Genomic DNA, 19,853 nt, shown 5'->3' on the forward strand with positions numbered 1-19,853 from the left:
TCAGGCAGTCACCGGACGCGCCGCGCAGGAGGGGGAGGCGTGAGCCCCGGCGTGCGCCGCGGGGTACATGGGCATCTCGGTAAGACCCGGGTAGTAAATGTGCAGGCTGACCGCCGGTTCCAGCGCGTCGTTGACGACCTCGTGGACGTACCCCGGCGCGAACACGTGCTGCGCGCCGGGCGTGAGCGTCCTGGCGCCGCGACGGGTGTGCTCGGTGAGCGAGCCCTCCAGGACGGTGAGGACACCGGAGGAGCGGCCGTGATCGTGCCGCCCGGTGCCCTGCCCCGGCACCCAGGACAGCAGCCAGACCTCGTAACCGGGGCCGGTGCGCAGCCGGTGGTACCAGCGGGTCGTGGCGTCGTAGCGCACGAGGTCCGCCCACTGGGCGCGGTCGGCGGCGATGGCGCGGGCCAGGCCGGCGAACTCGGCGACGGTGGCCGGGTGCTCGCGCGGCGGCTGGAGCAGGTGCGGGACCTCAAGCAGGTCACCGGCGATCTGGAGGTCGTTGTCGCTGTTCATGGGGGTGTGCTGGTTCCTCGGCGGAGAAGAGCGGAAGCCCGGCGGAGGGGGCTGCGAAGGAAGGACGACCGAGCCGCGGAAGGACGAGGCGTCGGCGACAGCCGGAGCGGAGACCCGAAAGAAAGAGGAAGAGGCCGGCTCAACAGCTGGAACAGCGACAACAGCTACAGCGGGCCCGGGCAGCACCGTGGGACCCGGCGGTGCGGGTCGAGGTGGGTACCGAGTTCGCGAGCATGCCCCCTAGGACAACGGTTCACACCAGCGCTGTCAACTCGATGACCGCCATGTGGGACACATTTCACCCCATCCGGGTCATCTGCCGAGCAGGAGGTTTGCAGCTCGGGGGACCGGGACACATGGGGCACATCCGAGCGCGCGACGAGCGGTGCAACGCGATCGAACGTCAGGACGTCTTCCTTCATGGAGCGGATGGGTGTCGTGCTTTATGCCGATTTGAACACTTTCCGCATGGCCTTGGTTCCGCAGAGTGAATAACGGGCTCAATAGCAGATCTCGGCTTGACTCGCCCGGAGCAGCACACTTGTAATTTCACTCGTGTCGTTCAGCCGAAATCGGTAACGGCGTACGCACGGGGACGCGAAAGACAGACGAGGGGCGCACATGACCGAGCTGGTGCAGCAACTGCTGGTCGACGACGCGGACGAGGAACTCGGCTGGCAGGAGCGCGCGCTGTGCGCCCAGACCGACCCCGAGTCCTTCTTCCCCGAGAAGGGCGGCTCCACCAGAGAGGCGAAGAAGGTCTGCCTCGCCTGCGAGGTCCGCTCCGAATGCCTTGAGTACGCCCTCGCCAACGACGAGCGCTTCGGCATCTGGGGCGGTCTGTCCGAGCGGGAGCGCCGCCGTCTGAAGAAGGCCGCCGTCTGACCGCGAGCCGGCGCCGCGGGCACCCGGTACATACCCGCGCCATATCCGCGAAAACATCACGAACGGCCCGTGGCCCGTGGGTTATCCACAGGCGGCGGGCCGTGGTCGTGGGCAGCCGATAGTGTGGTCGCTCGTCCGAGACGACCCGCTGTCCCCGCGAGCCCATCGAGGCCCGGGGACCGCAGGTGTCCACCGCAGTCCAGCGAACCGGGGCCCGTACCTCGATGTCCGTGCACAGCCATACGGCAGCCCAAGACCCGGCCGCCGCAGCAGCGTTCGACCCAGCCCGCCAGGCGGCGTTCGACCCGGCCCGCCCGCCCGAGTTTCCGCGTCATGTCGTCACCGCCGTCCTCGTCTCCCACGACGGCGCGCGCTGGCTGCCCGACGCGCTCGCCGGGCTGCTCGGCCAGGAACGCCCCGTCCAGCACGCGGTGGCCGCCGACACCGGCAGCGCGGACAACTCCGCCCAGTTGCTCGGCGAAGCCCTCGGTGACGCGGGCGTGCTGCACCTCGCCCGCCGCACCGGCTTCGGCCAGGCCGTCGAGGAGGCGAGCCGCACCGTCCCCGTCCTCACCCCGGACGAGCTGCCCTACCTCAAGCGCCCCAGCGGCTGGGACCCGGCCACCCGCACCTGGCGCGACGACGCCTACGACCTCCCCGAACTGCCCTACGGCGAACCGGTCCAGTGGCTCTGGCTGCTGCACGACGACTGCGCCCCCGAACCCGACGCCCTCGCCCAGCTGCTCCGGGTCGTCGAGAACGAACTCGAACTGGGCCGCGACGACGTGGCGATCGTCGGCCCCAAACTCCGCGGCTGGTACGACCGCAGGCAGTTGCTGGAGGTCGGCGTCTCCATCGCCAACTCCGGCCGCCGCTGGACCGGTCTGGACCGCCGCGAGCAGGACCAGGGCCAGCACGACCACGTCCGCACCGTGCTGTCCGTCTCCACCGCCGGCATGCTGATCCGCCGCGACGTCTTCGAACAGCTCGGCGGCTTCGACCGCCGGCTGCCCCTGATGCGCGACGACGTGGACCTGTGCTGGCGCGCCCACCTCGCCGGCCACCGCGTCCTGATCGCCCCCGACGCGGTCGTACGACACGCCGAGGCCGCCTCCCGCGAGCGCCGCGCCGTGGACTGCGTGGGCCGCACCGCCGCCTCCCCGCACAAGGTCGACAAGGCCGGCGCCGTCCACACCCTGCTCGCCAACACCCGTACCGCCGCGCTGCCCTGGGTGCTGCTGCGGCTCGTCCTCGGCACCCTGCTGCGCACCGTCGCCTATCTGGTCGGCAAGGTCCCGGGCCAGGCCGTCGACGAGATCCGCGGCCTGCTGGGCACCCTGCTGCGGCCCGAGCGGATCATCGCCGCCCGGCGCCGCCGCGGCACCCCGCAGATCGGCAAGGACGAACTGCGCCCCCTCTTCCCCCCGCCCGGCGCCACCATCCGCGCCACCGTGGAGCAGTTCGCGGGCAACTTCACCAGCGGCTCCGACACCGACACCACCTCGGCCGGCCGGCACGGCGGCGCCGTGGAGTCCGGGCCCGGCGGCGACGACGCCGACTTCCTGGAGGTCGAGCAGTTCGTCCGCCTCAAGCGGATCGCCCGCAGGCCCGGCCCGGTGCTCTTCCTCGCCCTGCTGGTCATCTCCCTGGTCGCCTGCCGCGCCCTGCTCTCCGGCGGCGCGCTCGGCGGCGGTGCCCTGCTGCCCGCCCCGGCGAGCGCGGGCGAACTGTGGTCCCGCTTCGCGGACGTCTGGCACCCGGTCGGCACCGGCGGCACCCCCGCCGCACCGCCCTACCTCGCCCTCGTCGCCACCCTGGCCACCCTGCTGTTCGGCTCCGCCGGAGTCGCCGTCACCGTGCTGCTGGTCTGCTCGGTGCCACTCGCCGGATGCACCGCCTACTTCGCCTCCCGGCCCCTGGTCACCTCCCGGCTGCTGCGCGCCTGGGCGGCCATCGCCTACGCCTTCCTGCCCGCCACCACCGGCGCCCTGGCCGGCGGCCGCATCGGCACCGCCGTACTCGCCGTACTGCTGCCGCTGATCGCCCGCGCGGGTGTCGCCGCGAGCGGCCTCACCAGCCGCACCGGTGCCCCCGGCAGCTGGCGCGCCACCTGGGCGTACGCACTGCTGCTGACCATCACCACCGCCTTCACCCCGATCGTCTGGCCCCTCGCGCTGATCCTCGGCCTCGGCGTGCTCGTGCTGCGCCGCGCGGACCTGATCGCCCACGGCCTGCGCCTGCTCGTGCAGCTCGGCACCCCGCTGCTGCTCCTCGCCCCCTGGTCGCTGACCCTGCTGCCGACCGGCTTCTTCAAGGAAGCGGGCCTGGCCTACGGCGCCTCGTCCGCCTCCGCGCTCGACCTGCTCGGCGCCAGCCCCGGCGGCCCCGGCACCACGAGCGGTCTGCTGCTGCTCGGCATCGTGCTCGCCGCCCTCGCCGCCCTGCTGCGCTCCGAGCGGCGGTTGGGCATCCGCACCGCCTGGGTCGTCGCCCTGATCGGCCTCGTCCTCGCGGTCCTCGCCAACCGGTCCGCCTGGGCCGGACCGGCCACCCTCGTCTACGGCATCGCCCTGCTGGCCGCCGCCGCCCTCGGCGCCGACGGCGCCCGCGCGCGCGTGGCCGAGCAGAGCTTCGGCTGGCGCCAGCCGGTGGCCGCCCTGATCGCGCTCACCGCGGCCGTGGGCCCGCTGCTGCTCGCCGGCGCCTGGATGTTCCGCGGCGCCGACGGCCCCGTGCAGCGCCGCGACCCGGCCCAGGTGCCCGCGTTCGTCGCCGAGGACTCCACCACCGGCGACCGGGCCCGCACCCTCGTCCTGGACAGCGACTCCACCGCGCACGTCGGCTACACCCTGGTGCGCGGCGCCGGCGCCCGCATGGGAGACGCCGAATTCGCCGCCACCGACGGCCAGAACGCCCGCCTGGACAAGGTCGTCGCCAACCTGGTCGCCGGCTCCGGCGCCGACCAGGCCGACGAACTCGGCGGCTTCGCCGTGCGCTACGTCCTCGTCCACAAGGGCGCCCCCCGCGACATCACCCGCGTCCTCGACGCCACCCCCGGCCTCGCCCGGCTCAGCCAGCAGAACGGCAACGCCCTGTGGCGCGTCGACCAGGAGGTCTCCCGCGCGGTCATCCTGCCCGCCGGCGCCTCCGACTCCGTCGACTCCGGCAGCACCCGGCCGGTCGAGGCCGGGCCGGTGGACATCCACACCACCGTCCCGTCCGGCTCCGACGGCCGCGTGCTGCGTCTCGCCGACAGCGCCGCCCCCGGCTGGACCGCCACCCTCGACGGCAAACCGCTCACCCGCACCACCGTCGACGGCTGGGCCCAGGGCTTCCGACTCCCGTCCAGCGGCGGCCGGTTGGACGTCACCTACGACGCGCCGCTCACCCACACCGCCTGGCTGTTCGCCCAGGGCGCGCTCGCCGTCGTCCTGGTCGTCCTCGCCCTGCCGGGCCGCCGCCGTGACGTGGACGACGACCTCCCCGAGGAGGAGCCGCTGCCCGCGGAGATCCCCACGGGCGAGGGCCGCCGCGCCCGCCGCCTGCGCGCCCAGGCCGAGGAGGAGTCCGCCGCGGAGACGCCCGTAGGGGAGGCCCCGGAGGCGCCCCCGGCCGAGCCGCAGATCCCGCACCAGCAGCCGTACGACCCCTCCTACGACGAGTCGTACGCCACCCCCTACGCGAACACCCCGTACCCCGGCTACGGCAACGACCCCTACCAGGGCGGCTACGACCAGCAGGCGTACCAGGGCGACCCCTACGGCACGGCTCCGTACGACCCGTACGCCTACGGCAGCACCGAGCAGCACCAGCAGCCGTACGACCCGGCGGCGTACCAGCAGCAGGTCTACGACCCGGCGTACGACCCCGCCCAGCAGGGCTACGACCCCGCCCAGCCGCCCCATGGCACCGGCAGCGAGCGCCCCGACGGGAGCCAGCAGTGAACCGCACCACCCTGTCCTTGATCGCCGGCACCACCGCGCTGGCCGCCGTCACCGCGGTCGCCGCGCTGGCCACCCCGTCCGCGTCCGGCACGCCCGCACCGGGCGCCGCCGCCCAACTGCCCGTGCAGCGCACCGGTCTGCTGTGCCCGGCGCCCAGCGTGTCGGACATCGCGGACACGACGTACACCTCGTTCACGCCCGTCACCCAGGGCGCCCCGAGCAGCGGCAAGGCCCAACTCCAGGCCGCCCCCGAGCAGTCGGCGGACGGCACCCAGCCGAGCAAGGGGAAGGGCAAGAGCGGCAAGAAGTCGACCGCCGACCTGCCGGCGCTCACCCCGAAGGCGCCCGGCACCCCGGTCACCGGCGACACCTCCGGCGCCGACACGCCCGCGCTGATCGGCACCGCGGACGGGAAGTTCGCGCCCGGCTGGACCGTCCAGGAGACCACCGAGATCGCCGCCGGCACCGGCCGCGGCCTCCAGGGCGTCACCTGCACGCCCGCGGACACCGAGTTCTGGTTCCCGGGCGCCAGCACCGCCGCGAGCCGCACCGACTACGTGCATCTGACCAACCCGGACGACTCCGCCGCCGTCGTGGATGTCGAGCTGTACGGCAAGAACGGCGCGATCAAGTCGCCGCTGGGGGAGAACCTCACGGTCAAACCGCACAGCAGCGAGCCGATCCTGCTGTCCACGCTGACCGACGAGCGGCAGGACGACCTGACCGTGCATGTCAGCGTGCGCAGCGGGCGGGTCGGCGCGACGGTGCAGGCGCTGGACGACAAGTCGGGCGGCGACTGGCTGGCCGCGGCCGCCGACCCGGCCGGCAGCCTGGTGCTGCCCGGTATCCCCAAGGACGCCACCGACGTCCGCCTGATCGCCTTCACACCCGGCGACGCGGACGCGGACCTCAAGATCCGCCTCGCCTCGCCCGACGGTCTGATCACCCCGGCGGGCAATGAGGAACTGCACGTCAAGTCCGGCATGACCACCTCGGCCGACCTCGGCCCGCTCACCCGCGGCGAGGCCGGTTCCCTGGTCCTGACCCCCACCGACCAGTCGGTGCCGGTCGTCGCCGCGCTGCGGGTGGTCCGGGGCAAGGGCGCGAACCAGGAGACGGCGTTCATCCCGGCCACCGCCCCCGTCGGCGCGCGTGCCACCGCGGCCGACAACAGCGCCAAGAACACCACCCTCGCCCTGACGGCGCCCACCGCCACGGCCAAGGTCAAGGTCACCGCCTCGGCGGGCAGCGACGGCGGCACGGCGGTCACCAAGACCTACACGATCAAGGCCGGCACCACCCAGGACATCGACGCCCCGGTCCCCTCCGGCGCCAAGGGCACCTACGCCCTGACCATCGAACCCCTCACCGCCACCCCCCTCTACGCCTCCCGCACCCTCACCTCCTCCGACCCCTCCGGCTTCACCGTCCAGACCCTGCCGAACGACAGGGGTCTGGTCTCGGTCCCGAGGACGAGCGAGGACCTCTCGATCCTCCAGAAGTAGAGGGCGCCCGGTCAGGGCACCGCGTCCGCGACCCCTGACCCGCCCGGTCCGCCCGTCGGACGAACGTGTCGGGCCGACGCGTCAGGCCGACGTGTCAGGCGAACGGACCCTCCTGCGTGAAGCGGTGCAGCCCCCGGGCGAAGGCCTCGGCCTCCCCCGGGGGCCATGCCGACAGGCTCGCCATGATGTGGGCGGCCAGCCGCTCGCGCAGCTCGGCCACGGCCCGCAGGCCCGGCTCGGTGAGGACCAGCAACTGGGCGCGCTGATCGGCGGGATCGGGCTCGCGCCGTACGAGACCGGCGTCCTGCAACCGGGAGGCCCGGCGCGTGACCCCGGAGCGGTCCAGGCCCACCTCGGGTGCCAGCTCGGCCGCGCTACAGGGGCCGATCCGGGCGAGGGCGCTGAGGACGGGATAGGTCAGCTCGTCCACCGCCTCACCCATGCCCTCTGTCAGCTTCTGGTGCAGCCGGGTGCGGGTGGTGCGCCGCAGCAGCACCCCCAGGGCGTCCGCGATCTCCTGCCCGACTGCGTTTTCCGTGTGCGATGACTCCATGCCCGAAGAATAGCGTGCGCTGCGCACGCATCTGGTGCTACAGTCATGGCGAAGCGTGCGCGACGCACGCATCTCGGATTCCTTGAGAGGACCCTGCCGTGACCCGCACTCGCATCGAAGCCGCCCTGACCGACCTGCTCTTCAACGAGGAGCTGACCCTTCAGGAGGCCGCCGACCGCCACTTCGCCCCGGAGTACCGCCAGCGCACGGACGGGGAGTGGGCGGACCGTGGCGAGTTCCTCGACCACATCGCCCACCTGCGCACCCTCGTCGCCGACGGGCACGTCGAGGTCCACGAGGAGCTGAAGGACGGCAACCGGTACGCCGACCGGCACACCGCCCACATCACGAAGAAGGACGGCATGACCGTGCGGATGGAGGTCTATGTCTTCGCCGACCTGGCGGCCGACGGCCGGTTCAGCCGCATCGAGGAGACCACCCTGCTGCTCCAGGGCTCCAGCGCGGACCGCGACCTGGGCAGCGCCCGCTAGGACCTCTCGTCCGGATCAGGCCGGATCAGGCAGGCTCAGGCCGGATCGTCCGGATCAGGCCGGGCTCGCGGGCCGGGGGCCTTTCGACGGGCCCCGGCGCCGCCCTATTCCTCGCCGTAGCGCGGATCCACCGTCTCCGGCGTCAGTCCGAGCAGCTCCGCGACCTGCTCCACGACCACCTCATGGACGAGCGCCGCCCGCTCGTCCCGCCCCTTCGACCGGATCTCCACCGGGCGCCGGTACACGACCACCCGCGCCCGCCGCCCTTCCCGCGCCGGCATGATCCCACCGAGCGGCACCGCCTCGTCCCCCCACAGGGCGACGGACTCCTGCCCCTCCAGCCGGGGCACCTCCAGCACCAGGAACTCCACCTCGGCCAGCTGCGGCCACCGCCGCTCCAGCCGTTCCACGGAGTCCTGCACGAGATCCGCGAACACCTCCGCCCTGCTCGCCGCCAACGGCACCTGCGGCGGTGCGATCGGCCCCCGCATGCCCCGCCCGTGACGATCACGGCGACGGGGTCCGGGGCCTGCGGCTCGGGGCGGTACACGGTTGTCCATCACTGGTGAAGCGTAGTCCTCGGCCGCCGGGCCCGCCCGGCCGCACGCGCCAACCGGCCACCGGTGAATTCCTGTCGCGGGACGACCGTTCCGGCCAAGGGCCGACTCTTTTCGGCAACTTCCCACGAATCCCTCAAGTCCCGGAAACTCAAGGCAATTGACCGTTTTTGTACTGACTCATGACCGGAAACAGTCCTTCCCGGACGCCCCGCAGCTCCCCTCCGCGCAGCTCAACAGGGCCTGTTCTCACGGGTATGTGGGGCGTCTCACAGCACGACACGGGGGAGTGACCTGGTGGAGAGTCGTCGCGGCCCGCTCAAGAGTGCGGTACCGTCCAACGTCGTGAGCCCTGTACGTCGCTGTTCGCGCACCGCCTGCGGCCGACCCGCCGTCGCGACGCTGACGTACGTCTACGCCGACTCGACCGCGGTCCTCGGCCCGCTCGCCACCTACGCCGAACCCCACTGCTACGACCTGTGCGCCGAGCACTCCGAGCGCCTCACCGCCCCGCGCGGCTGGGAGGTCGTCCGTCTCCTGGACGGCTCCGCCCCCGCCCGCCCCAGCGGTGACGACCTGGAAGCACTCGCCAACGCCGTGCGCGAGGCCGCCCGCCCCCAGGAGCGCGCGGCCGAGGCCGGCGGCGGAGCCCGCACCGCGGACCCCATGGAGGTGGCCCGCCGCGGCCATCTGCGGGTCCTGCGCTCCCCCGACAACTGACGGACGCCCGTAGGGGGATGACCGCTGTCCCCCGTAGGGGTGCCCTGAGCGCCACCCCGCCCCCGCCACCCCTCCCGGTGGCGACCGCGCGCCCTGCCGGTGTCCGCACACCTCCCCCTTACCGCGGACGGGTAGTTTGTGGGGGTCCAGAGAACCTCAGGAGGGCCGGCCGTGACTGCTGATCTGTCGCAGATCGTGAAGGCGTACGACGTACGCGGAGTGGTCCCTGACCAGTGGGACGAAACACTGGCCGGGCTCTTCGGCGCCGCCTTCGCGCAGGTGACGGGCGCGTCGGCGATCGTCGTCGGCCACGACATGCGGCCCTCGTCCCCCGGCCTGTCCCGCGCCTTCGCGCGCGGCGCGGCGGCCCGCGGCGTGGACGTGACCGAGATCGGCCTGTGCTCCACGGACCAGCTCTACTACGCCTCCGGCGCGCTGGACCTGCCCGGCGCGATGTTCACCGCCTCGCACAACCCGGCCCAGTACAACGGGATCAAGATGTGCCGCGCCGGCGCCGCCCCCGTCGGTCAGGACACCGGCCTCACGCAGATCCGCGAACTGGTCGAGAAGTGGCTGGAGTCGGGCGCCCCCGAGCCGGCCGCCGAGCCGGGCACCCTCACCTCGCGCGAGACGCTGGACGACTACGCGGCGCACCTGCGCGCACTGGTCGACCTGAGCGCGATCCGCCCCCTGAAGGTCGTGGTCGACGCGGGCAACGGCATGGGCGGCCACACGGTGCCCACGGTCTTCGCCGGCCTGCCCCTGACGCTCGTGCCGATGTACTTCGAACTGGACGGCACCTTCCCGAACCACGAGGCCAACCCGCTCGACCCGGCCAACCTCGTGGACCTCCAGAAGCGGGTCCCGGCGGAGGGCGCCGACCTCGGCATCGCCTTCGACGGCGACGCCGACCGCTGCTTCGTCGTGGACGAGAACGGCGACCCGGTCTCCCCCTCCGCGATCACAGCCCTGGTCGCCGCGCGCGAACTGGCGCGCAACGGCGGCGAAGGCATGATCATCCACAACCTGATCACCTCCCGCACGGTCCCCGAGGTCGTCCGCGAGAACGGCGGCACCCCGGTGCGCACCCGGGTCGGCCACTCCTTCATCAAGGCCGAGATGGCCCGCACCGGCGCGATCTTCGGCGGCGAGCACTCCGCGCACTACTACTTCAAGGACTTCTGGAACGCCGACACCGGCATGCTGGCCGCCCTGCACGTCCTCGCCGCCCTCGGCGGCCAACAGGGCCCGCTGTCCTCGCTCGTCGCCCAGTACGACCGCTACCCGGGCTCCGGCGAGATCAACTCCACCGTCGCCGACCAGTCCGCCCGCCTCGCCGCGATCCGCGCCGCCTACGCGGGCCGCCCCGACGTCACCCTGGACGACCTCGACGGCCTCACCGTCTCCACCCCCGACTGGTGGTTCAACGTCCGCCCCTCCAACACCGAGCCCCTCCTGCGCCTGAACGCCGAGGCCAAGGACGAGCCCACCATGGCCAAGATCCGTGACGAGGCCCTGGCGATCATCCGGGCCTGACCCCGGTCGGCTCCGGCGGGGCGAGGGCGGTACCGCGACCCCCGCCCCGCCCTCCCCACAGCGGTACGCTGACCAGCGGTCCAAGAAACCTCGCCCCGAAGGGACACACCCCATGCCGCTCGAAGCCGGCCTCCTGGAGATCCTCGCCTGCCCGGCCTGCCACGCCCCCCTCAAGGAGCAGGACGCCGAGCTGATCTGCACCGGCCAGGACTGCGGTCTCGCCTACCCGGTCCGCGACGGCATCCCGGTCCTCCTCGTGGACGAGGCCCGCCGCCCCGAGTGACGCGGTCCGGCCCGTCGTACCCGCGAGGACACCGCCGTACCGTCGGAGACCGCGCACCCCGAACCCCGTAGCGTCGTAGATCGTCGTAGCCACTCCCCGGCCATCGGAGGCTGCCGCCCATGTTGGACGAATCGCTGCTCGACAGCCCGGAGGGCCTCGCCGAGGCCGACCGCCGGGGCCTGCTGCGCGGTGCCGCCGAGGCCGGCGCCCGCGTCCGTACCGCCGCCCGGCACGCCGCCGAGGCCGGTGTCGGCAACCTCAAACCCGACGGCCGCCCCCGGGCCGTACTGATCGCGGGACCCGGCGCCGCCGCCACCCACACCGCCGACCTCCTCGGCACCCTGGCGGGACCCGGCAGCCCCGTGGTCCGCCTCGCCCCCACCGGCGTCGCCCCCGCCGCGGGCGCCCTGCGCTGGGAACTCCCCGGCTGGGCCGGCTCGGTCGACCTCCTCCTGATCACCACCCCGGACGGCACCGAACCCAGCCTCGCCCTCCTCGCCGAACAGGCGTACCGCCGCGGCGTCACCGTCGTCGCCGTCGCCCCGGCCGGCACCCCCCTCGCCGAGGCCGCCGGCGTCAGCCACGCACTGTTCGTACCGATGGCGACGGCGCCGTACGACCATGAGGAACCGCTCGCCGCGTCCTCGCCCGGCGTCTTCTGGGCCCTGCTGACCCCGCTGCTCGCGCTCCTGGACCGGATCGGCCTGCTCACCGCCCCGCCCGAGGCCCTGGAGAAGGTCGCCGACCGCCTCGACCGGATCGCCGAGCGCTGCGGCCCCGCCATCGTGGCCTACAGCAACCCCGCCAAGACCGTCGCCGCCGAACTCGCCGACACGCTCCCCGTGGTGTGGACCGAGGGCGTCTCCGCGGGCCCCGCGGGCCGCCGCTTCGCCGCCGCCCTGGCCGAACTCGCCGGCCGCCCCGCCGTCGTCGCCGAACTCCCCGAGGCGCTCGCCGCGCACGGCGCCCTGCTTGCCGGCCCGCTCGCCGCCAGCGCCGACCCGGACGACTTCTTCCGCGACCGCGTCGAGGAGGCGCCCGCGCTGCACGCGCGCGTGGTGCTGCTGCGCGACCGCCCGAGCGGTGGCCTCTCCGCCGCACCCACCGCCCGTGACCTGGCCCTCAGCCACGACACGCCGATCAGCGAACTCGAACCCGAGGAGGGCGGCGAACTGGAGACCCTCGCGGAACTGATCGCCGTCACGGATTTCGCCGCCGTTTACCTGGCGCTCGCTTCCGGGGCCTGATCTGGCTACGGGCCGGTCCGCACCGGCCCCGGGCCCGCCCTTCCACGGCCCGCACCCCGCCGCCGCGCCCCGCGCGAGGCCCGCCGGCCGAGCAGCGCACGCACGGAAGACAGAGAAGAACACATGGACCGCCTCGACAACACCGTCCGCCCCTACGCCTGGGGTTCCCCCACCGCAATCCCGCACCTGCTCGGCGTCGAGCCGACCGGCGAACCCCAGGCGGAGATGTGGATGGGCGCCCACCCCGGCGCCCCCTCGCGCACCGCGCGCGGCACGCTCGCCGAGGTGATCGACGCCGACCCGGAGCGCGAACTGGGCAAGGAGACGGTGGCCAGGTTCGGCCCGCGACTGCCCTTCCTGCTGAAGCTCCTCGCCGCCGGCGCGCCCCTGTCCCTCCAGGTGCACCCCGATCTGGAGCAGGCCAGGGAGGGTTATGCCGACGAGGAGCGCAGAGGCGTCCCGATCGACGCGCCGCACCGCAACTACAAGGACGCCAACCACAAGCCCGAACTGATCTGCGCCCTCACCGAGTTCGACGGCCTGTGCGGCTTCCGCGAACCGGCCCACGCCGCCGAACTGCTCGCCGCCCTCGGCGTCGACTCCCTCAAGCCGTACGTCGACCTCCTGGGCGCCCACCCCGAGGAAGCGGCCCTGCGCGAGGTCCTCACCGCGATCCTCTGCGCGGACCGCGCCGACATGGCCCGTACGGTCGCCGAGGCCACCGCGGCCTGCGCCCGCCTGGGCGGCGACCACGCCCCGTACGCCGGCCTCGCCCATCAATTCCCCGGCGACCCGGGCGTCATCGCGGCCATGCTGCTCAACCATGTCCGCCTCCAGCCCGGCGAGGCCCTGTTCCTGGGCGCCGGTGTCCCGCACGCCTATCTCGACGGCCTGGGCGTCGAGATCATGGCCAACTCCGACAACGTCCTTCGCTGCGGTCTGACCCCCAAACACGTCGACGTGCCCGAACTCCTGCGCGTCGTCCGCTTCGAGGCGGGCGACCCCGGCGTACTGCGGCCGGAGGCCGCCCCGGACGGCGAGGAGGTCTACGAGACGCCGATCGACGAGTTCCGGCTCTCCCGGTACGCCCTGGCCGAGGGCGGCGCCGCCCACGACCTCACCCGGGACACCCCGCAGATCCTGCTGTGCACGGCCGGCTCCGTCCGCGCGGGCGAGCACGAACTGGGCCCCGGGCAGTCGGTGTTCGTCCCCGCGGGCGAGCAGGCCGTGATCTCGGGTGCGGGTACGGTCTTCCGCGCCACCGTGCGCGTCTGACGGATCGTATGACCGGGGCTGTGGATACCTGACGCATCGGGTCCTGGCCGGGCTGCAAGAATGGCCCACCGGCAAAGGCCGGGCAAAGGCGCAGAGACCGAGCAGAGACCGAAGGGACAACGCGGACACATGAGCGCGTCAGGCGGTACCAGGGCGATCGTGGCGGCACTCGGCGCCAACCTCGCGATCGCGGCATCGAAGTTCGTGGCGTTCGCCTTCAGCGGCTCGTCCTCGATGCTCGCCGAGGGCGTCCACTCGCTCGCCGACTCCGGCAACCAGTTCCTGCTGCTCGTCGGCGGCAAGAAGGCCCAGCGCGAGGCCACCCCGCAGCACCCCTTCGGCTACGGCCGCGAGCGGTACATCTACGCCTTCCTCGTCTCGATCGTCCTCTTCTCCGTCGGCGGCATGTTCGCCATCTACGAGGGCTACGAGAAGGTCTCCCACCCGCACGCCCTGGAGAACTGGTACTGGCCGGTGGGCGTCCTCATCTTCGCGATCCTCGCCGAGGGCTTCTCCTTCCGCACCGCGATCAAGGAGTCCCAGGAACTGCGCGGCTCGCTGTCCTGGTCGCAGTTCATCCGCCGCGCCAAGGCCCCCGAGCTGCCCGTCGTCCTGCTGGAGGACTTCGGCGCGCTCATCGGTCTCGTCCTCGCCCTCGGCGGCGTCGGCCTCTCCCTGCTCACCGGCGACGGCGTCTGGGACGGCGTCGGCACCATCTGCATCGGTGTCCTGCTCGTCTGCATCGCCCTGGTCCTGGCCGCCGAGACCAAGTCGCTGCTGCTGGGCGAGGCGGCCGGCCTCGACGTGATCAAGAAGATCGAGGCCGCGACGGTCGACGGCGCCTCCGTCACCCGCATCATCCACATGCGCACCCTCCACCTCGGCCCCGAGGAACTGCTGGTCGCCGCCAAGATCGCGGTACGGCACGACGACACCGCCGCCGAGGTCGCCGCCGCCATCGACGCCGCCGAGGACCGCATCCGCACCGCCGTCCCGATCGCCCGTGTGATCTACCTCGAACCCGACATCTACAGTGAGGCCGAGGCCGCCAAGGGCCCGGACCCGCTGGCGACCCCCGGCGGCCCGAACCCGCACGTCGGCGGCCACTGACCCGGCACCGCCCACCGCGTCCCGGACCGCGCGGCCGCCTCGGATACGGCTTGAACCATGCGGACGCGGACTGTGGGCGACCGGGCGGTCCGGTGTAGCTTGGGACGGAGCCAGACGTCGCTGCTGATGGCGGTCGGGCGGTCCCATCACGGATCGTCCGAGGGAGAGAGGGCCTCCGACGGACTGCGCTGCGCGCACGTGGGCATGCCCATGTCCTCTTCCCGGGCATCCGTATGTCCGCCGCCGCGCAGACCAGCCGTATCCACCCTCGCCCCGATTCCGAGGAGCAGCTCGTCATGACGACTGTCGACAACCGACAGGACTTCAAGGTCGCCGATCTCTCGCTGGCCGAGTTCGGCCGCAAGGAGATCACCCTCGCCGAGCACGAGATGCCCGGCCTGATGGCGATCCGCAAGGAGTACGCCGAGACCCAGCCGCTGGCCGGCGCCCGCGTCACCGGTTCCCTGCACATGACCGTGCAGACCGCCGTGCTGATCGAGACCCTGGTCGCCCTCGGCGCCCGGGTCCGCTGGGCCTCCTGCAACATCTTCTCCACCCAGGACCACGCGGCCGCCGCCATCGCCGTCGGCCCGAACGGCACGCCGGACAACCCTCGGGGCGTCCCGGTCTTCGCCTGGAAGGGCGAGACCCTGGAGGAGTACTGGTGGTGCACCGAGCAGGCGCTGACCTGGCCGGACAGCCCCACCGGCGGCCCGAACATGATCCTGGACGACGGCGGCGACGCCACCCTCCTCGTCCACAAGGGCGTCGAGTACGAGAAGGACGGCAAGGTCCCCGGCCTGGAGACCGCCGAGTCCGACGAGCACCGCGTCATCCTCGAACTGCTGCACCGCACCATCACGGACGGCTCGCAGAAGTGGACCCAGCTGGCCTCCGAGATCCGCGGCGTGACCGAGGAGACCACGACGGGTGTGCACCGTCTGTACGAGATGCAGCGTGACGGTGTGCTGCTGTTCCCGGCGATCAACGTCAACGACGCGGTCACCAAGTCGAAGTTCGACAACAAGTACGGCTGCCGCCACTCCCTGGTGGACGGCATCAACCGTGCCACCGACGTCCTCATCGGCGGCAAGACCGCCGTCGTCTGCGGTTACGGTGATGTGGGCAAGGGCTGCGCGGAGTCCCTGCGCGGTCAGGGCGCGCGGGTGATCGTGACGGAGATCGACCCGATCTGCGCGCTCCAGGCGGCGATGGACGGCTACCAGGTCACGACGCTGGACGAGGTCGTCGACAAGGCCGACATCTTCGTCACCACGACCGGTAACAAGGACATCATCATGGCCTCCGACATGGCCAGGATGAAGCACCAGGCGATCGTGGGGAACATCGGCCACTTCGACAACGAGATCGACATGGCCGGTCTGGCGAGGATCCCGGGCATCGTCAAGGACGAGGTCAAGCCCCAGGTCCACACGTGGACGTTCCCGGACGGCAAGGTGATCATCGTGCTGTCCGAGGGCCGCCTGCTGAACCTGGGCAACGCCACCGGTCACCCGTCGTTCGTGATGTCGAACTCGTTCGCGGACCAGACGCTGGCCCAGATCGAGCTGTTCACCAAGCCCGACGAGTACCCGACCGGTGTGTACGTGCTGCCCAAGCACCTGGACGAGAAGGTCGCCCGCCTCCACCTGGACTCCCTCGGCGTCAAGCTGACGACGCTGCGCCCGGAGCAGGCCGCGTACATCGGTGTCGAGGTCGAGGGTCCGTACAAGTCGGACCACTACCGCTACTGACCGACCCCGAGCCGCGTCACCGCGTCTCGGCCAGGTCCGCAGAGGCAGGCCCCCGCACCCCCGTGCCGGGGGCCTGCCCCTTTGCCGGCCGGTCCGGTCCGGCCCTCACGCACCCGTCCGGCGCGTCACCCACCCCGGACCGACGTACCGCGGTGACCCGAGCCCGTCACGACCCAGGACCCCCATGCCCCGCGGCCGCTATTCGCTCCACGATCCGCACGATCACACCCCCCTCGGTGAAGAGCACTTCCAGTGCGCCCCCGGCCCGTCCGGCTGGCGCTATGTCTCCCGGCTGACGACCCCCGCAGGCGACCAGCGCGGTTCGGTCGATCTCGCCCTGGACGACCTCGGCCGTCCCATCCGCCTCGAACTCCACGCGGGCGGCTGGCAGGTACGCGGTGCCGCCCTCGACGGCGTCACCTGGGTCCGCACGGACCCCACCGGAACCCATGCCACCGAAGGCAATGTGCGCGCCCACGCCTTCACCGGCACGTCCCCCGCGTTCCTCGTCGCCACCGCTCGTCTCCTGCGCCTCACCCCCTCCTCCGCGACCCGCGTACGACTCGTCGCCCTCACGGACCCGGTCCTCGCCCCCCGCACCGTGGACCAGTCCTGGGCACTGGTGAACAGCGAAGCACACGCCACTGACAACGGCCCCCTGACCGTGGAGGAATACCAGGTCAGCGCCCTGGACACGGGCGAACAGCACACCGTCCACATCGCCGGCGACGTGGTCCTGGCCGCACCCGGGATCGAGCTGGAGGACCTGGAGTCACCGCCGTCGACGTTCCGCTGAGCAGCGCGGGGGAGCCGGAGCCGGGAAGGCCGCGCTCCGCACCCGGCGCTACGCGGGCGGCGCGAACCCGGTGGCCGGCCGCTCACCCGACTGCTCCCGCGGGACGGGCGCGACCGGCGGCACAGCGGGCATCTCCGGCTGGACCGGCGCCGGAGCCGGGCCCGCCGTCCAGCCCCCGGCTCCCCCCTCCGGCTCGGCACCCGGACCCACGTCCATCCGGGTCGCGAACGGGACTTGACCCGCGACGAACCCGTCCTGACCGGACGGCCGCCCGGCCTGCCGCACCTCCCGCGACTGACGCTCATGCACCACGGCGGCCAGGAAGACGGCCGGAGGAAGATCGACGGGCAGCGGAGCCCCTGTACGCGCCGCGAGATCGCCGGCGAGCCGCTGCGCCATCTCCGACGACACCCCGGGATCCAGCTGCCGCATCCGCGTCAGGTACTGCCGTACGGCCAGCCACAGCCCGTCCGGCACGGCCGACAGATCAAGGCCGGTGAACCGCTGCGCGAGATGCGGCGGCGGAGGCGCGACAAGGCCGGTCTGCCCCACCGGGATCCGCTCCCGCACGACGAGGGTCCCCGCGAACACATCCCCGAGCCGCCGCCCCCGCGCCGAGACCAGCGACGCGATGGACGCGATCGTCCCGAACGTCATGAGGATCTCGACCACACCGATCGAACCCCGCACCAGCGCGTGCCGGAACCGGATCGGCCCGCCGTCGTCCCGTACCACCCGAAGCCCCAGCGCCAGCTTTCCGAGCGAACGGCCGTGGCTCAGCGTCTCCACCGCGATCGGCCCCCCGATGGGTACCAGCAGGAACGTCGCGATGCCCAGCGCCGTCTGCGCGGCGGTGTCCAGGGAGGACGTCGACACCACGAGCACCATGGTGACCGCGATGTACGTGACCATCGCCGCCGCCAGGTCGAGCAGTACGGCCAACGCCCTGCTCGGAAACTTCGCCGGCAGCAGTTCGAGCGCCACCGCCTCACCGGTCACCAGCTCGCTCACGCCCGCCCGTCCTTCCCCTGGTCCGCCCCTGGGCGGCAAGTCTGCCAAGCTGTGGGCGCGTCGCGCGCCAGTACGACAAGCTGACAGCAAACACGATCATCGACGACGATCAGTCGGCGACCGGCCGAGGAGCAGGCAGACCCGATGGACCTGGACGTCTTCGTCTCCGCACACCGAGCCGAATGGGACCGCCTCGACGCCCTGCTCAGCCGCCGGCGCCGCCTCGACGGCGCCGAGGCCGACGAACTCGTCACCCTCTACCAGCGCACCGCGACCCACCTCTCGCTGATCCAGTCCAGCGCGCCCGACCCGCAGCTCACCGGCCGGCTCAGCCAGCTCGTGGCCCGCGCGCGCAGTACCGTCACCGGGGCCCGCACCGCCTCCTGGCGCGATGTGACCGGCTTCCTGACCCGGGGGTTCCCGGCCGCCGTCTATCGCTCGCGCCGCTGGTGGATCCCCACGGCACTCGTCTCCACGGCCGTCGCGATCCTCCTGGGCTGGTGGATCGGCGCCCACCCGGAGGTGCAGTCCTCCATCGCCGCCCCCGCCCAGCTGCGCCAGATGACCCGCCCCGGCGGTGAGTACGAGACCTACTACTCCAGCCACCCGGCGGCCTCCTTCGCCGCCCAGGTGTGGACGAACAACGCCAAGGCGGCCGCGATGTGCCTGGTCCTGGGCGTCTTCCTGGGACTGCCGGTCCTGTGGATCCTCTTCGAGAACATGCTCAACCTCGGTGTCGGCTTCGGCCTGATGTCCTCCGCCGGCCGCCTCGACACCTTCCTCGGCCTGGTGCTGCCGCACGGCCTGCTGGAACTGACCGCGGTCTTCGTCGCCGCCGGTACGGGGCTGCGCCTGGGCTGGACTCTGATCGACCCCGGCCCCCGCACCCGGCGGGCCGCCCTCGCGGAGGAGGGGCGAGCCGCGGTCGGTATGGCGATCGGCCTCGCCCTGGTCCTGTTCGTCTCCGGCGCCATCGAAGGGTTCGTGACACCGTCCGGCCTGCCCACCTGGGCCCGTATCGGTATCGGTGTGGTGGCCGAGGTGGCGTTCCTGACGTACGTCTACGTCCTCGGGGGTCGCGCGGTACGTGAGGGCGAGACGGGTGATCTCGACGCGGCGGACCGCAGTTCCTCCGTGCCCACCGCCGCATGATGTGCGTCCGGCCTCTCTGAGCTGCTAGTCTCCTCTTCGCCCACAAGAGCCGTTGACACGGGTCGTGTGGGGAGGTAGATTCAAACAGTTGCCTAGAACTGGACACGTCCGGTGGCGACCGCTAGACTCTACTAGCTTCCAAGAAGTCGCTATCGACATTCAAAAGAAGCATCCTCCCGATTACTCAGAAATGAGCGGCCGGTTCAGACCGGCCAAGAGCTTCTGATAAAGTCGGAACCGCCGGAAAGGGAAACGCGAAAGCGGAAACCTGGAAAGCGCCGAGGAAATCGGATCGAGAAAAGATCTGATAGAGTCGGAAACACCGAAGGGAAGCCCGGAGGAAAGCCCGAGAGGGTGAGTACAAAGGAAGCGACCGTTCCTTGAGAACTCAACAGCGTGCCAAAAGTCAACGCCAGATATGTTGATACCCCGTCTCCGGTCATCACGACCGGGACGTGGTTCCTTTGAAATAAACACAGCGAGGACGCTGTGAACGGTCGGACTATTCCTCCGAC

Annotated in this window: 17 protein-coding genes; 13 read left to right on the forward strand and 4 right to left on the reverse strand. The window is 72.2% G+C overall.

Annotation, left to right across the window (positions count from 1 at the left end):
• The gene (locus tag HEP81_RS23730) at window positions 1-519 is read right to left on the reverse strand and encodes a cysteine dioxygenase (RefSeq protein WP_037660858.1); all 519 of its coding nucleotides are present in this window, start codon (window positions 517-519) and stop codon (window positions 1-3) included.
• Between the two features lie 621 nt (window positions 520-1,140).
• Here HEP81_RS23730 and HEP81_RS23735 point away from each other — a divergent pair.
• From HEP81_RS23735 to HEP81_RS23745, 3 genes are all read left to right on the forward strand, one after another.
• The gene (locus tag HEP81_RS23735) at window positions 1,141-1,404 is read left to right on the forward strand and encodes a WhiB family transcriptional regulator (RefSeq protein ID WP_003975777.1); all 264 of its coding nucleotides are present in this window, start codon (window positions 1,141-1,143) and stop codon (window positions 1,402-1,404) included.
• A gap of 224 nt (window positions 1,405-1,628) precedes the next feature.
• Window positions 1,629-5,348, forward strand: coding sequence for a glycosyltransferase family 2 protein (locus HEP81_RS23740; protein WP_037660856.1), 3,720 nt, complete (start codon window positions 1,629-1,631; stop codon window positions 5,346-5,348).
• On the forward strand, window positions 5,345-6,853 hold the full coding sequence (locus HEP81_RS23745; protein ID WP_037660854.1) for a DUF5719 family protein: 1,509 nt from the start codon (window positions 5,345-5,347) through the stop codon (window positions 6,851-6,853). The genes HEP81_RS23740 and HEP81_RS23745 overlap by 4 nt, the downstream gene beginning before the upstream one ends.
• Window positions 6,854-6,947: 94 nt before the next feature.
• On the opposite strand, the gene HEP81_RS23750 is transcribed toward HEP81_RS23745, so the two are convergent.
• Window positions 6,948-7,406, reverse strand: a complete 459-nt coding sequence (locus HEP81_RS23750; RefSeq protein WP_037660852.1) for a MarR family winged helix-turn-helix transcriptional regulator — start codon at window positions 7,404-7,406, stop codon at window positions 6,948-6,950.
• Window positions 7,407-7,504: 98 nt separating this feature from the next.
• Here HEP81_RS23750 and HEP81_RS23755 point away from each other — a divergent pair, with 98 nt between their 5' ends.
• Window positions 7,505-7,897, forward strand: coding sequence for a nuclear transport factor 2 family protein (locus tag HEP81_RS23755; protein ID WP_037660846.1), 393 nt, complete (start codon window positions 7,505-7,507; stop codon window positions 7,895-7,897).
• 104 nt (window positions 7,898-8,001) lie between these two features.
• On the opposite strand, the gene HEP81_RS23760 is transcribed toward HEP81_RS23755, so the two are convergent.
• On the reverse strand, window positions 8,002-8,457 hold the full coding sequence (locus HEP81_RS23760) for a metallopeptidase family protein (RefSeq protein WP_078967597.1): 456 nt from the start codon (window positions 8,455-8,457) through the stop codon (window positions 8,002-8,004).
• Between the two features lie 294 nt (window positions 8,458-8,751).
• Between HEP81_RS23760 and HEP81_RS23765 the strand changes: the two genes are divergently transcribed.
• From HEP81_RS23765 to HEP81_RS23800, 8 genes are all read left to right on the forward strand, one after another.
• The gene (locus HEP81_RS23765) at window positions 8,752-9,174 is read left to right on the forward strand and encodes a DUF3499 domain-containing protein (RefSeq protein WP_078967596.1); all 423 of its coding nucleotides are present in this window, start codon (window positions 8,752-8,754) and stop codon (window positions 9,172-9,174) included.
• Between the two features lie 171 nt (window positions 9,175-9,345).
• Window positions 9,346-10,710: a phosphomannomutase/phosphoglucomutase gene (locus HEP81_RS23770; RefSeq protein ID WP_037660840.1), complete on the forward strand. Its 1,365-nt coding sequence runs from the start codon at window positions 9,346-9,348 to the stop codon at window positions 10,708-10,710.
• A gap of 112 nt (window positions 10,711-10,822) precedes the next feature.
• Entirely contained in the window at window positions 10,823-10,993 is a 171-nt protein-coding gene (locus HEP81_RS23775; RefSeq protein WP_007450268.1) for a Trm112 family protein, read from the forward strand.
• 119 nt (window positions 10,994-11,112) lie between these two features.
• Complete coding sequence (locus HEP81_RS23780) at window positions 11,113-12,240, forward strand: SIS domain-containing protein (protein ID WP_037660839.1); 1,128 nt, start codon at window positions 11,113-11,115, stop codon at window positions 12,238-12,240.
• Between the two features lie 123 nt (window positions 12,241-12,363).
• The gene (gene manA, locus HEP81_RS23785) at window positions 12,364-13,515 is read left to right on the forward strand and encodes a mannose-6-phosphate isomerase, class I (protein ID WP_037660837.1); all 1,152 of its coding nucleotides are present in this window, start codon (window positions 12,364-12,366) and stop codon (window positions 13,513-13,515) included.
• Between the two features lie 129 nt (window positions 13,516-13,644).
• Window positions 13,645-14,625 carry a cation diffusion facilitator family transporter gene (locus HEP81_RS23790; RefSeq protein WP_037660836.1) on the forward strand — a complete coding sequence of 327 codons (981 nt, stop codon included), beginning with the start codon at window positions 13,645-13,647 and terminating at the stop codon, window positions 14,623-14,625.
• 296 nt (window positions 14,626-14,921) lie between these two features.
• Window positions 14,922-16,379 carry an adenosylhomocysteinase gene (gene ahcY, locus HEP81_RS23795; protein ID WP_190276029.1) on the forward strand — a complete coding sequence of 486 codons (1,458 nt, stop codon included), beginning with the start codon at window positions 14,922-14,924 and terminating at the stop codon, window positions 16,377-16,379.
• Window positions 16,380-16,563: 184 nt separating this feature from the next.
• Window positions 16,564-17,175: a hypothetical protein gene (locus HEP81_RS23800; RefSeq protein ID WP_037664591.1), complete on the forward strand. Its 612-nt coding sequence runs from the start codon at window positions 16,564-16,566 to the stop codon at window positions 17,173-17,175.
• A gap of 48 nt (window positions 17,176-17,223) precedes the next feature.
• Here the strand turns inward: HEP81_RS23800 and HEP81_RS23805 are convergent, their stop codons facing one another.
• Window positions 17,224-18,186 carry an RDD family protein gene (locus tag HEP81_RS23805; RefSeq protein WP_037664590.1) on the reverse strand — a complete coding sequence of 321 codons (963 nt, stop codon included), beginning with the start codon at window positions 18,184-18,186 and terminating at the stop codon, window positions 17,224-17,226.
• 144 nt (window positions 18,187-18,330) lie between these two features.
• Here HEP81_RS23805 and HEP81_RS23810 point away from each other — a divergent pair, with 144 nt between their 5' ends.
• Complete coding sequence (locus HEP81_RS23810) at window positions 18,331-19,338, forward strand: stage II sporulation protein M (RefSeq protein WP_037664588.1); 1,008 nt, start codon at window positions 18,331-18,333, stop codon at window positions 19,336-19,338.
• Window positions 19,339-19,853: the final 515 nt, after the last annotated feature.

The sequence above is a fragment of the Streptomyces griseofuscus genome, assembly GCF_014673495.1.
Lineage (GTDB): Bacteria > Actinomycetota > Actinomycetes > Streptomycetales > Streptomycetaceae > Streptomyces > Streptomyces murinus.

What these genes read in the sequence shown, in the direction of transcription:
- HEP81_RS23730 (WP_037660858.1), bottom strand. Translation starts at nt 519, where the DNA reads ATGAACAGCGACAACGACCTCCAGATCGCCGGTGACCTGCTTGAGGTC.
- HEP81_RS23735 (WP_003975777.1), top strand. Translation starts at nt 1,141, where the DNA reads ATGACCGAGCTGGTGCAGCAACTGCTGGTCGACGACGCGGACGAGGAA.
- HEP81_RS23740 (WP_037660856.1), top strand. Translation starts at nt 1,629, where the DNA reads ATGTCCGTGCACAGCCATACGGCAGCCCAAGACCCGGCCGCCGCAGCA.
- HEP81_RS23750 (WP_037660852.1), bottom strand. Translation starts at nt 7,406, where the DNA reads ATGGAGTCATCGCACACGGAAAACGCAGTCGGGCAGGAGATCGCGGAC.
- HEP81_RS23760 (WP_078967597.1), bottom strand. Translation starts at nt 8,457, where the DNA reads ATGGACAACCGTGTACCGCCCCGAGCCGCAGGCCCCGGACCCCGTCGC.
- HEP81_RS23775 (WP_007450268.1), top strand. Translation starts at nt 10,823, where the DNA reads ATGCCGCTCGAAGCCGGCCTCCTGGAGATCCTCGCCTGCCCGGCCTGC.
- HEP81_RS23780 (WP_037660839.1), top strand. Translation starts at nt 11,113, where the DNA reads ATGTTGGACGAATCGCTGCTCGACAGCCCGGAGGGCCTCGCCGAGGCC.
- manA (WP_037660837.1), top strand. Translation starts at nt 12,364, where the DNA reads ATGGACCGCCTCGACAACACCGTCCGCCCCTACGCCTGGGGTTCCCCC.
- HEP81_RS23790 (WP_037660836.1), top strand. Translation starts at nt 13,645, where the DNA reads ATGAGCGCGTCAGGCGGTACCAGGGCGATCGTGGCGGCACTCGGCGCC.
- ahcY (WP_190276029.1), top strand. Translation starts at nt 14,922, where the DNA reads ATGACGACTGTCGACAACCGACAGGACTTCAAGGTCGCCGATCTCTCG.
- HEP81_RS23800 (WP_037664591.1), top strand. Translation starts at nt 16,564, where the DNA reads ATGCCCCGCGGCCGCTATTCGCTCCACGATCCGCACGATCACACCCCC.
- HEP81_RS23810 (WP_037664588.1), top strand. Translation starts at nt 18,331, where the DNA reads ATGGACCTGGACGTCTTCGTCTCCGCACACCGAGCCGAATGGGACCGC.